Raw genomic sequence first — 13137 nt, 5'->3', positions numbered from 1 at the left:
CATGAACCTGAAAACGATCTCTCGCCGTACAATCTTACGTGGCATGGGTGTGACGATTGGCTTGCCAATGCTGCAGTCCATGATGCCCGGCCGCTTGCTGACCGCGGCAGAAGCCGACAAAGACGCTCCTCTGCGAATGGCGTTCTTCTATGTGCCCAACGGGGCGCACATGCCAGACTGGACCCCGAAAGGCGACGGCACTGGCTACAACATGTCAGCATCGCTACAACACATTGCTGAGTACCGAGACCAATTCAATGTGCTCTCGGGCCTTACACTCGACGGAGCCAGAGCGCACGGCGATGGCGGTGGCGATCATGCTCGTAGCGTGGCTGCCTTCCTAACAGGCGCTCATCCGCACAAAACAAATGGCGCTGACATTCGCAATGGTATCTCAGTGGATCAAGCCACTGCCCAGGCAGTCGGCGATCGCACGCGGTTCGCATCGCTAGAACTTGGCTTGGAATCCAGTGCGCAAGCTGGAAACTGTGACAGTGGATACAGCTGTGCGTATGCCTCCAACATGTCCTGGCGTGGCCCGACCAGCCCGATGGCCAAAGAAGTCGATCCCGGAGCTCTGTTTGACAGACTGTTTGCAGGACAAACCGAAAAACAAACCCGCCGCGCGAAAACCGCTCGCGAAAAGAGCAAGAAAAGCATCCTGGACTTCGCGCTCGATGATGCCAAACGCCTGCACCAACAACTACCGGCGATGGATAAACGCAAACTGGACGAATACCTGTATGCGGTTCGCGATGTTGAAAAGCGTATCAGCGGTGCCGATCACTTACGCATCGGAGAAGACGGCGTGCCGGACTATCCACGCCCCAGCGGCGTGCCAGCTGACCTGTCCACTCACAGCCAGCTCATGATGGATATGATCAGGTTGGCCATGCAAACAGACAGCACACGCATTTTGTCCTTCATGTTCACCAACGCCGGCAGCAATCGCAACTACAAGCAGATTGGTGTCAACGAGGGTCACCACGAACTTTCCCACCATGGCAAAAGCGAACACAAGCAAGCTCAGATCGCAAAGATTAATCGCTACCACCTTGACCGTTTCGCCTACCTGCTAAAGCAACTCAGTTCCGTTCGTGAAGGCGAGCGGACGCTGTTGGAAAACAGCTTGATCGTGTATGGCAGCGGGATCAGCGACGGTGATCGCCACAATCACGATAACCTGCCGATCATCTTGGCCGGCTCAGGTGCTGGCCGGATTAAAACCGGTCGTCACATTCGCTACGAAAACGGCACCCCACTGTGCAACCTGTATCTCTGGATGATGCAACAGATGGGCGCAAAAGCGGATCAGTTTGGGGACAGCAACGGCGTCGTGACAATCTAACTCTCGCTGGGGGACCTCCCCCTGGACATGCGGCTGATGTTCACCTCCCCGGACCGGTTCACTCGGTCACGGGAAGCTTCTTGATCGTCATTTGAGCGCTTTTTAAGCGCCTCTTGGTGACGGGTGAACTAAATCCACTTAGTGCGATCACGCATTTCCTCTGGCCACAGATTTCTCCGGCCGCGTCTGGCTCTGGAAACTCTGGCTCTGGAAACCTCAGCCGACAACCGCCGCACGACCCGCAAAATCGCTGCCTTCGGCAAAGTTTCGCGACGCCTCAATGTTTGCGCCAGCGATTCCGATCCATGACGGTACGCCCTCACACCCGCTCCCAACGAATTAACGAGAGTTCCATGTCCGACACGAACTTCAAACTGGACACGACACGGAAGCAACCTGCGTTAGAGTACCTGACCTGGATGCACCAAGCGGCCGAAGCCGGCAAAAGCATCGGCTCGATGTTGAAGGAACTGATCAAGCTGCAGTTCAGCAAAGCAAAAATTAGCCCGGAAGAGTACTTCCTGTACCAACTGTATGACGACGAACGTTACACCTGGGAAGCCAAGCAAACGTTCATGGGCTCGGGTTCAAAACGAGTCAGTTCACCATGGGCCACCGTCTGTCACGACAAGCCAACGTTCACGGCACTGCTACAGGGACTTGGCTTGCCTACTCCCGAAACGCAAGCCTTTGTTCATCCGGAACGGTCCATTGGCAATGCCTATAACCTGCGAGACGGTGACGATGTTCGCCGCTTCTTGCGTGAGGATGCCCGGTACCCCATTTTTGGCAAACCGATGGAAAGTGTTTGCAGCCTGGGTTCGGCAAACATCAGTGGCTTTGATCACGCAGAAGATGCCATCATCCTTTCCGATGGACGCCACGTTGATCTGGATCGCTTGATTGATCAGATTCGACAATTCGACTTCAAATACCTCTTCCAGTCGCTGCTGCTGCCTCACGAGGACCTGATTCCAATCATTGGCAATCGCGTTTCAACCGTCCGAATGTATGTCCTGCAAGACGATGACGGCTGCGAGCTGCTGCGGGCGTCCTGGAAGATCCCGGGGTCGACCAACGGCGCAGACAACTTCTGGCGTCCAGGCAATCTGTTGGCGGGCATCGATGTGAAAACGGGAAAGCTCGGCCGCACCCTGCAACGCACCGAAAATGGGACACAGCCAATCGATAAACATCCCGTCACGGACACCAGCTTTGCCGATTTGGTCTTCCCACACTGGGAGGAGATGGTTAAGGTTGTGATGCGAGCAGCGCCTAATCTTTCGGGCTGCCACTTCCAGGGCTGGGACGTCGCGTTGACCGATCTGGGCCCCGTTTTGGTTGAATGCGAGGGAGATGGTGGAGACACCATCATGGAGCAACTCTGCTTTGACACCGGATTACTGCAAGGTCGCTTCCTGGAATTCTTTGATTCTCGCAAAGAGCGTGAGCAACGAGACTCCAAGAAACGCAAAGCTCGCTGGCGTCAAAACATCAAACGCAATATGGCTGCTCTGAGCGTGCAGGAGAAAAGTGCTGCCGCAGAGGAGTCCAGCCAGGAAACGGATGCGACCAGCGACCAGGCTGCCAAAGAACAAACAACTTCGGCAATGGCTGAAACAAACGAAACCACATCGGTCTAAGCTCGCAAGCCGACCCTTGCTAATCTTAACGAACACCACCTTGTAAAGCCGTTTATAAGGTGGTCAATGGTTGCAAACTCCCCACGCAACCATCAGCAATCTCCCTACGGCATGTTCCCTTTGCTTATCTCTCTTCAATCCGATCTTGCCGAACTGATCACCAGCGGTAGCGATAACCGTTTAATCTGTAAACACAACGGACTCAACGGATACGGATGCTCGGCGCTGCCTCGCGATGTCATTGCGTTGGGTTCTTGCACGTGCTCGTCGCCAACGCATCGCGGCATAACCGCAGCGGAACGAACGCTGGAAACGCTGCGGAATGCGGACGCCGAATCCGCCGAAGCGTTTCATGATGAATCGGAGCGTCTCTGCCAGTCGATTCGCGACCGCCTTGCCAAGTTGCTGCAGATTCCAGAGTCAATCGATATCGCTCTAACACCCTCTGGAACGGATGTTGAACTGCTGGCCCTCGCCTTGACTCGTCTGCGAGCTCGGCGTCTGCACGCCCAGCAACCGGTTGCCCAATCAAAACGCGGCATTGTGAATATCGTCGTCGGTCCATCTGAAGTCGGTAGCGGCACACCGATCGCCTCCGCTGGCCAGCATTACGACACACTGCTGCCCTCGGGACAACAAGCCAGTTGCAACGAACCGGTTTGTCAGTCGCTTTGCGACGACGTTGATGTCCACACAGTGGATGTGCGCGACGCCCATGGCCAGATGCTACCTGAAAGCATGATTGACTCGATGGTCATCGAGATCGTTGGCAAGGCGATCGATCAAGAACAGCACGTGCTGCTGCATATCGTTGCTCAAAACAAGACGGGCATGCATGCCCCGACCTTGGATTGCGTGACTCGCATCACTCGTGACTTCCCTGATGATGTGACAGTGGTTGTCGATGCCGCTCAGGGACGCATCAGTCGCCAGGGGTTGCGTGAAGCACTAAAACGAAACTACCTCGTCTTCATAACGGGGTCAAAGTTCTATGGTGGCCCGCCCTTCGCCGGCTGCTTGATGGTTCCGCCTGCTTTGCAACCTCGGCCGGAAGAATCGCTGGATGAAAAATGCTGGCCCGCCGGCTTGGCTGACTACCTGATCGCTGCAGAAGTGCCCCCGCACTGGCAAACCATTCGCGAACGGCTGGGACAGTGGATCAACGTGGGTGCGATGCTGCGATGGAGCGCTGCGTTAGAAGAAATCCAAGCCTACTACGATGTCTCAGATCACGCCCGGCTAAAAATCATGCGCTGCTTTGAAGCCGCAGTGCCGGAGACGTTTTCGCAGGGTGATGGCATCGAGCTCATGCCAGTCTTTGCTCCCATCGAAGACCCGCATCAAGAACGACTCCTCGAATCAAAAACCACTGTGTTTGGATTTCGAGTCCGCATCGACGGCAAACTGCTGGACCGCGCGACGCTGCGAAAGTGGCATCAACGGATCAACTTGCCGATCGAAACGACTGACTCACCTGACCGATCGGCATTGGAAGCCTGCTACCACCTTGGCCAGCCTGTCCCATTTGCAGATGGCTCCTCTGCACTACGCATTGCACTTGGCGGCGCGATGATCGTGCGAATCGCCACCGATGAAAGCATCGGCAACGACTTGACAGCCCGCCTTGATTGGTTGAAAACACAACTGCTGCGGCTGAGAACCAAACTGCAGTATCTGATTGCTGAAGCGAATGCCATTGAGGCTGCCAACTGATCGCATCAAGTTGTGATCCCCAGCGGCCACTCTGCCCGAATCAGCCGCACGGCTTAACACGGCCATTCAGACCGATGGCCAGGCAACCGATCACCACTCTCCTCATACGACGCCCAAACAATGGATGTGTTTCAAGATCGAATCGGAACGGATCAAGCCAGCCGAATCTTGCAGCTTGCACTGCAAAGCGAAGGGGTCCAAGAAGCAACCACTTCTTTTCTGATCCACGATCTATCGCGGATGCAGCAGCGGATTGAATCACTGCAAGCCGTGTTCCCACCGAACTGCCTGCACGCCCTAGCTATTAAAGCCAATCCCTTGGTGGCTGTTCTGCGACACGCTGCCCAGGCCGGCGCTGGCTTGGAAGCCGCTAGCATCGAAGAAGTGCACTTAGCACTGGCGGCCGATTGCCGTCCCGAACGAATCGTGTTTGATTCGCCGGCCAAAACGGTTGCGGAGATCGAATCGGCTCTGGAACTTGGCGTGCTGCTGAACGCCAACAGCTTGCCAGAACTCGAACGCATCGAGACCTGCCTGAGCCGAATGACGTCCACGTCCAGAATTGGCATTCGAGTCAATCCAGAATGCGGCGCTGGCTCGATTGCGGAAACCAGCGTGGCTTCAAAGACGTCGAAGTTCGGTGTGCGTTTGTCTGAACATCGCAGCCAGCTGATCGCCGCTTTCGAAAAGTACAGCTGGCTGACCGGCTTACATGTTCATGTTGGCTCACAAGGTTGCTCGCTCAAGATGCTGGCTGACGCGGCGGTTGAAATTCAGACGCTGCGCGAGCAGATCGAAGCGGCCAGCCAGCGCAAGCTTCAATTCATTGATCTCGGTGGCGGACTGCCCACCGCCTACCTAGGCGATGACACGCCGCCCTCACCTGCTGACTACATGCAAACCCTTCGTCAACGGGCACCAAAACTAGTCGATGGCAGCTTGGATTTAGTCACCGAGTTTGGCCGCAGCGTGCAGGCCGGTTGCGGGATCACGTTTAGCAAAGTGGAATACTTGCGGCCCGAGCAATCCATGCTGATCACTCATGTTGGCGCGGACTTATTAATGCGGCCCGCATACATGCCCGCAAACTGGAAACACGCCTTTGCTCTATGCGATGCCAGCGGCCAACTGAAGGAAGGAGCACAGTCAGAAACCACGATTGCGGGGCCGCTCTGTTTCTCGGGCGACATCATCGGACGACAGGTTCCGCTGCCAGCGGCACAGCCGGGCGATTGGTTGGTGATTCGCGACACAGGTGCTTATACGGTCGGCATGTGGTCACGTCACTGCAGCCGTTCTATCCCCTCGGTGCTAGGCTACCAAGCGACACCCTCACCCAACCTTGTTTCACTGCGGCAAGCAGAAACACCGCAATCGATGGTCCAGTTCTGGAGCTAACTCCGCACGCTCTGCAAGCATGCCCAGCACAGCCAATGAGCGAGTCAACTCGCTAGCTCACTGGCCAAACGACGCTTCACGGCTGCCTGCTCTCGCCGGGCAGTTCAAATGACCACTACTGGTTATCGGTCAGCAGCACTTCGGCTCGGTACCGTTTGCCATCGCGATAGATGATCATGGGGACGTTGCTACCAACAGGTGTCATGCCCACTTGCGTGACCAAGTGGTCATCGTTTTCAACCTGATGGCCATTAAACTGGACAATGATGTCGCCATCGCGAAGATTGGCTTTCTGGGCCGGTGAACCACGCCGAACGGTTTTCACCAACGCGCCTCCAAAGGCAAACGAATCGCCTTGCATGCTCTTGGCACCGTCAAAATCAGGATCCAGGGTGACACCCAGATAGCCGCGGCGAAGTCGCCCGTGACGCACCAGTTCCTCGGCAACTTGCATCGCCATATTGATTGGAATTGCAAAGCCGATGCCTTCGCTACCACCACTGCTGCTGGCGATCGCAGTGTTCAAGCCAACGACTTCTCCACGTAGACTCAGCAACGGACCTCCACTGTTACCTGGATTGATCGCCGCGTCGGTTTGAAAGAAGTCTTGGAGCTCGATCTTCTGTTCACCCAACGACAAGTCACGTCGGCCTTTTGCGCTCAAAATGCCAAACGTTACTGAATGGCTCAGCCCGAAGGGGCTGCCGATCGCGATGGTGAAATCACCAATCCCCACCGCATTGCTGTCACCAACTCGAGCCGGGGGAACATTTAAGCCAGGGGCTTTCATGATCGCAACATCGGTTTTCTCATCCGACAACACACGCGTGGGGTGAAACTGGCGTCCATCGGCGCTGCGCAGCAAAATCTCCTTCGGATCGGACCCCAAAATGACATGGCGATTGGTCAAGATCCATGGCGAACCGTTCACATTGATCACCACGCCGCTCCCTGCTTCGTCATACGAATCAAGGCGGTTACCGTTGCGCTCGGACTTATGCGCCTCAATGTGAATCACGCTCGGCTTGACTAAGGTCGAGACTCGGCGGACCAAGTTGCCCAAACGATCAAAGACTTGGAATTCAGCATCAAGCTCCTCATACATTTGCTCGCGCCGCGAACGAATCGCCGCTGCTTGATCTTCGGCCTTTGCAGACGTCAAGACGTCGCCGATGATGGCTGGCTTGTGGGATGTTGCCGAACGTGACTCCTGAACAAGCTCTCCAGAACGAACACGCCCTTGGCTGGCTGGTTCTGGAGCGGGATCAGAAACAACACTGAAACCCGAGCCGCCCAACATGCCAACGGGTACAGGCTGTGAGTTCGGCCGAGACGGCTCTCCAACAGAGGGCTGATAGTTGCGAATCTGTTCAGCAAGCGGTGAACCATTTGCCGACGGGTTGATCAGACCAGAACCAACAACCTCCTGCGCATCTGATTGAGTGGCACCCAGCAGGAAGCCGGTTGCCAGCGCAAACGCCAGACACTGCCGGCGCCAGGAGCGCGAGGTGGATTGACGTTTGGTTAAACGCTTCGATAAGTGATCACGCTTGAATAGTCCATCACTTGTTGGACCAAGTTCTAAAACAGCCATGGTCGTGCCATCATCTTCACAGGGGGAGGGTCGGCGAGGGAGGGCGCCGTGTTCTGAGCATCGACCTCTGAGGCCAAGAACTTTTCTCAACACAGAGGGGCTAGGCCTGGCCCATCGAGAACACAGAATCAGCATCACTGGCGCATCGAATCACAGGCCAATGATTCGTCATGTTGCGAATCACCGGACCCGGTACGGACACCCCAGTCGACACAGACTGACCTCGGCCCGACGGTGACCCCTAAGAACAATGGACCGCGCTCAACACCCACAGGCGACAGGGTGCCGTGCAAGCACGCAGCAATGTTGGGAAGAGCTTTGAATTCGGTTGGTGCGTGCAAGCACACACCCTACGAGTTCGGTCGCATGGATACCACAGAATCGTGAAGTGCAGCACCCGTTGGGTGCCGAGTTAATTGGTGCGTGCAAGCACACGCAGCCTACGAGTTCTTCGTGACTCATTCCAGATTGCACGGCGATCGCTACTGGGCGCGCTGGTACGAGTCAAACACTCGGTTTATGGTCGCGGCCGGATGCGATCGGCGTTTGACCGAGGCACGATGACATTCAATGCACTCTTTGGCATAGGGGACGGCCCGCAGTCGAGTCAGTGGGATCGCTCGATCACAGGCTTCGCACTTTCCAAACTCGCCTTGATCCAATCGCTCCAACGCATCATCAATCGCCGTCAGTTCTCGACTTTCTGCCTCCAGCAACTGACTATTGAGCTCGGATTGCAATGACTCCGCCACCGCGTCCAAGAGATCCCCCGTCTTTGCTGATCGTCCTTGCAGCTGATTCAACTCGCCCGTCGCTGATCGAACCAAGGCTCGACGACGATTGATCAACGTTTCTCGCAGTTTTTCCAACGCATCTGCTCTAGCCATTTCACCACCCTCATTTCAGAAGCCCATCCACCGATGCCCCAGCGACAGCACGTAACAGGACGATTTTCTGATTGGTTTGTTCGATTTGATTGTTTGTTTCGATTGTTTTTTGCCGGAAAAACAGGTTCGTTAACGCCCGTGGCAACCTGCCATTCCTCTCCAGCACAGCACTTTGCCCATCGGCGGCTGGCAGCTCGCCAAGCCACGAATCAACTGCTGAGTCACCGTTTGAACTATCGCTGACCGGCGAACGTTTTGTACACCCGTAGGGTCAATTGCTGGTGCCGCCACCGAACCGCCTCTCGATTGCCAGAGACCGACTGGAGTCAATTCCGTCTTGGCACCCAATGGGCACGCTCACAGCAGAGACCGCAAAGCAGCGTCCATCGTCACCCAGTTCACCTGCCGAAACACCACGGATAGACAATCCGCCACCACCCTAAAGAGCTGCATTGAGCCCGAGCCGTGTTTTGGGCGGCGCGGCGTGCTGGCCGGGTCGCGAATATCCTATACATCCACGGGCGAAAGTCACACAGAAAGTCGATTCAAATCTCTTTAGTACCATTGCAAAGGGACTTTAACCGCCACTTAGTGGCGAAACAAAATCACGAAAACTTTCGTCAAGGCAAGACAGTTTGAGCACCTTCGAAGCGCGCCCTAGGGCGTCAATCCCATCCATGAACGCCTAATCGGAAAATCTGACCCAAATCACTCGACGGGATTGCCGTCATGACCGAAATCTAGAGGTATGGAATTCTTATTCGGGAATCCCACACTCCCCTTCAGAATCACCCACGCACCGTAACTCGGGGAATCGTCCCAGTGAGCGACCAACCCAACGAATCGCCCTCCTCCCACGAACCAGCTTTCGAGCACCACGCGAGCCAGCCCATGCAATCGCCCCAGGATTCTCTGGGCGCCGATTCCCAGACCGACGGAACGCTCGATCCGGGCTCGGCGGCAATCGCCGAACCGCATCAAGACCAAGATGCGATGCTACCACTGCGCCCCAACATGCCTGCGTTAGAATTTCGTGTGGTCCGACCGGGACAACCCGTTCGTCGGCTGCGTTTGACCGGCAACCACTACACAATCGGCAGCGGGGAAGACTGTGCGATCCAGCTAGACGATCCTTCGCTGAGCGAATTTCACGCCGAGCTTCATCGCGATGCTAGCACCCTTGCGATTCGAGCTTTGGACGCATCGCTGGAGTTCAACGGCGAGAACACTCAAGAAGCCAATCTGCAAATCGGTGACATCGTTCGCATCGGCTTGTACCGATTCGAGCTACTCTCGGGAGCCAACGAAACGGTTGAAGAAATCGCGACTCCTTCACCTGCCCCCGCGCTCGCTGCTCAAACGGGGACAAAAGACACAGCATTGGAAGCACTGCAGTCGCGACATGCTGAATGTGAACAGCGAGAAAGCCGCTGTGATAAACGCGAAATGGAACTGCACCAGCGTGAATCAGAGCTCTGGAAGCGTACCGAAGCGGTGCGCCAACGCGAAGCAGAACTTTTGCAGCTAGAAATCGACAGCCGCAAGCAGCGCGATCAAATCGCTGCTGCCGAGATTGAACTCCAGCAACTGCAACAAGCATCGCACCAAAACCGCGCCGGCATCGCCGACAAAGAAGCTGAACTTGAGGCGCTGCTGGAAGAACGCGGACAGCATCTTGATCTACTCGCTCAGAAGCAACAAGAGATTGAAGACAGCCAGCTTGAGTTGCAAACGTACAAAGATCAGTGGGACCAGCGAGAGCAAGAACTACTCGCCCAAGCGGAATCGCAACTCGGTGAACAAGCCGACTCCGTCGAACAACTCCAGGGACAGCTGGACGATCTCAATCAGCAGCTTGCAGACATCCAAACGCGCAGCTCCGAACTTGAACAGCGTGACCAGGACGCGCAAGCTGAGTTGACTCGTTTGAGCGCTGAATTGGAGACTGAACGGCAACGGGCAAACGATTCGCTTGCCAAAGACGACCAACAGCATGCTGAGCTGCAAAAACGAATCGATCAGCTTGAACAACAGCTCAACGAAGCGTCCGCAAACCTGTCGGCGGCACAGACTGAACTGAGCAACGTTCAGCAGCAGGCAGCCGATCGCCAGGATGAACTTCAAACGCAGCTCCAACAGCGCGAACAGGAGTGGCAAGATGCTGACGCGAAGCATGAAGATGAAGTCGCCGAGATTCGTCAACGACTCAAGACCACCGAGAACAGCTACCAAGAAACGCTTCAGCAGCTGGAACAAACGAAACAAGAATGTGCCGAAGCGCAAGCTCAGCTTGAACAGGGTGAATCTGAAGGCCACGCACAATTGGCCGAAACCGAAGCCAAGTATCAGGAAGCTCGCGACGCTCTTGAAGCCGCCGAAACAGCCCTCACCGACCAGCAAGAGTTACTGCAGCAAGCGGAAGCCAGCCATCAGCAGATTCTGGCCGAGCAAGCGGATCAGCTGACACAACTACAGTCTGAGCACGAATCAAAGATCGCCAACCTCCAAGCGGAACTCGATCAAGCGCTCGATCAACATCAACAGACCAACGCTCAAGCCAACCAGTTTGAAGAAGAACTGCAGCAATTGCGTCGTGATCGCGAAGCAGAGAGCAGCGAAAAAGATCAAGCAAACGAGTTGCTTTCGCAGCTGCAAGCCGACTACGCCACCGCTCAGGCATCGCTGCGTCAACTGGAGCTGCTAGTTGATCAAACCAAGGCAACACAAAGCCAGCAAATTGAATCTTGGGAGCAAGAATCACAGTCGTTGCAAGAGACGATTATCGATTTGACCACTCAGCTCGCCAGCGCCCAATCGGAACTGCAACAAGCCCGCACCACCGCGGCCGAACTGAGCGAAAGCCTGTCACAGGAAGACAGCATTGAACCTGGCAACGATCAAGCGCTCCAGCAAACCCAGGATGAACTGGAGCTCGCTCGTCAAGAAGTGGAATCGCTGCAACAGTCTTATCAACAACGGGAAACCGATCTGCGTGATGAGATTGAAACGTTGCGAACAGAGCTGGACGTCGCTCAACAGACACTCGAACTTCGCCACGAGCTGCCAGTCAACAATCCACCCTCCGGCGAAGAAAGCATCAGGCGTGTTGAAGGCGAACAACAGACGCACCTCGAGTCCAGCGCACCTGCTGATGCTGGCTCAGAAGATGATGCACCGTGGAATCACTACCTCACTGAATCCACTGCCGCAAAAGAGGACAATCAACCCATCGATGCGTCAAGCTTCTGGAAGGATGAAGCTCCGGAACTGGCAGTCCATGATTCGATCGAAGAGATCGAAAACAACGTCCAAGAAGCCATCAATGCAACCGGCGATGAAGCAACCGAGGATGCGCTCAATGACAATCTCCATCGGGGACACGACGCACCGCACTTTGCTGATGAGACCAGTGAACCGGCAACTGAAACGCCGCTTTCAGGACTGGCAAGTCAACTGATCGAAGAGCTTGAATCCGAACGCCAGCAAACCGAGGCGACCAACGAAGAGCCTTCAGCACCGCAACTGGACGCAGCAGCACCGCATGCTTTAGCCGATACAGAAGCGGAAGCAACCGAGGAAGACTCGCCTTTCCAGTCGTTTTCTCCCCACGACAGCTTCGACGCGTCACGGGACTTCGAATCCGAACATCAGTTCCCAGAGGACCATCACGATGACAGCGACACTGAACTTGTTGCTCCATCAACGCTGGCCGAACAGGAACCCGCTGCCGAAGAAACCGCTGCTGAGTCCAGTGAGACCCAAGATGCACTGGAACAAGACCAAGAAGGCGTGGAATCCGTTGAAGCGTACATGAGTCGCTTGCTGGGCCGCACGGAAGCACAAGCTACCGAACCGGAAGAACAAGCAGGCTTCGACGCCGATCCTGAAGCAGCAACCGACCCGGACTCCTTCGCCAGTCGCAACACGCCAGCCAGCGAGTCAAGTGAATCCGCACCTGAGAATCTCGTCACGGAGAAGAGCGAACCCGAGAGCGGACTTGACGACGCTGTGATCGGCCCCGACGAGGTGCAACAGCAGCTTTCCCAGCTGGAAGCTGCCACAGCTGACTTATTGGGGTCAGACACGGCCAGCAAGCGTCAGCCGATCGAGCCCGTTTCAGAAGAAGCCATCGCAAGTGCCCACGGTGATGATCAAGCACTGCACGCCAGACAAAGCGGTGCCAACCTTACTGCCATGCGAGCTTTGGCAAATCAATCGGCGCGCACAGCCGTCGCGCGCAGCATTCGCATGCAAGCTCGCGATCTAAAGATGAAAGCGTTTGGCAAGTTTGCCTTTGCGGTGTCCTTTTTGGTCATGGCAGCCTTTATCTACTTCTTCGTGCAATGGTCGGTCACCGTTCGCTTTGGAATGTTGGGCGCGTTTGCGATCCTGTTCATCGCGTTTCTGCAAGAGGGCATCACACTGGCTCGCGATGCGAGACGGCGGATCCAATTGGCCGACGAGAGCAGTGATCCGGCAAAGTTCAATCAAGCACTGATTGACGAAGCGGATTCGTTAGAAAACGAAGCAGGCGCGTGATCACACGCACCTGCT

Annotated in this window: 7 protein-coding genes; 5 read left to right on the top strand and 2 right to left on the bottom strand. The window is 55.7% G+C overall.

The annotated features are described in order from the left end of the window. Position 1 precedes the first annotated feature (1 nt). From SV7mr_RS00495 to SV7mr_RS00480, 4 genes are all read left to right on the top strand, one after another. Complete coding sequence (locus SV7mr_RS00495) at positions 2-1348, top strand: DUF1552 domain-containing protein (RefSeq protein WP_419187925.1); 1347 nt, start codon at positions 2-4, stop codon at positions 1346-1348. Positions 1349-1701: 353 nt separating this feature from the next. Continuing rightward, a complete protein-coding gene (locus tag SV7mr_RS00490; protein WP_419187924.1) occupies positions 1702-2991 on the top strand; it encodes a sugar-transfer associated ATP-grasp domain-containing protein in 1290 nt (429 codons plus the stop codon). Positions 2992-3057: 66 nt separating this feature from the next. After that, complete coding sequence (locus SV7mr_RS00485; RefSeq protein WP_145268226.1) at positions 3058-4704, top strand: hypothetical protein; 1647 nt, start codon at positions 3058-3060, stop codon at positions 4702-4704. 120 nt (positions 4705-4824) lie between these two features. After that, complete coding sequence (locus tag SV7mr_RS00480; RefSeq protein WP_145268224.1) at positions 4825-6102, top strand: type III PLP-dependent enzyme domain-containing protein; 1278 nt, start codon at positions 4825-4827, stop codon at positions 6100-6102. 115 nt (positions 6103-6217) lie between these two features. Here the strand turns inward: SV7mr_RS00480 and SV7mr_RS00475 are convergent, their stop codons facing one another. Further along, complete coding sequence (locus SV7mr_RS00475) at positions 6218-7696, bottom strand: S1C family serine protease (RefSeq protein ID WP_419187923.1); 1479 nt, start codon at positions 7694-7696, stop codon at positions 6218-6220. A 482-nt stretch (positions 7697-8178) separates the two neighbouring features. Continuing rightward, on the bottom strand, positions 8179-8583 hold the full coding sequence (locus SV7mr_RS00470) for a TraR/DksA family transcriptional regulator (RefSeq protein WP_145268222.1): 405 nt from the start codon (positions 8581-8583) through the stop codon (positions 8179-8181). Positions 8584-9405: 822 nt separating this feature from the next. Here SV7mr_RS00470 and SV7mr_RS00465 point away from each other — a divergent pair. Beyond that, positions 9406-13122, top strand: a complete 3717-nt coding sequence (locus tag SV7mr_RS00465; protein ID WP_419187922.1) for an FHA domain-containing protein — start codon at positions 9406-9408, stop codon at positions 13120-13122. Positions 13123-13137 lie beyond the last annotated feature (15 nt).

Source organism: Stieleria bergensis (assembly GCA_007745635.1).
Classification (GTDB): domain Bacteria; phylum Planctomycetota; class Planctomycetia; order Pirellulales; family Pirellulaceae; genus Stieleria; species Stieleria bergensis.
Note: the sequence above shows the minus strand (reverse complement) of the source record. Positions and strands in the feature narration are given on the sequence as shown.

Coding starts and splice junctions, on each gene's coding strand:
- SV7mr_RS00480 (WP_145268224.1), top strand. CDS start 4,825: ATGGATGTGTTTCAAGATCGAATCGGAACGGATCAAGCCAGCCGAATC.
- SV7mr_RS00490 (WP_419187924.1), top strand. CDS start 1,702: ATGTCCGACACGAACTTCAAACTGGACACGACACGGAAGCAACCTGCG.
- SV7mr_RS00475 (WP_419187923.1), bottom strand. CDS start 7,696: ATGGCTGTTTTAGAACTTGGTCCAACAAGTGATGGACTATTCAAGCGT.
- SV7mr_RS00470 (WP_145268222.1), bottom strand. CDS start 8,583: ATGGCTAGAGCAGATGCGTTGGAAAAACTGCGAGAAACGTTGATCAAT.
- SV7mr_RS00485 (WP_145268226.1), top strand. CDS start 3,058: ATGGTTGCAAACTCCCCACGCAACCATCAGCAATCTCCCTACGGCATG.
- SV7mr_RS00495 (WP_419187925.1), top strand. CDS start 2: ATGAACCTGAAAACGATCTCTCGCCGTACAATCTTACGTGGCATGGGT.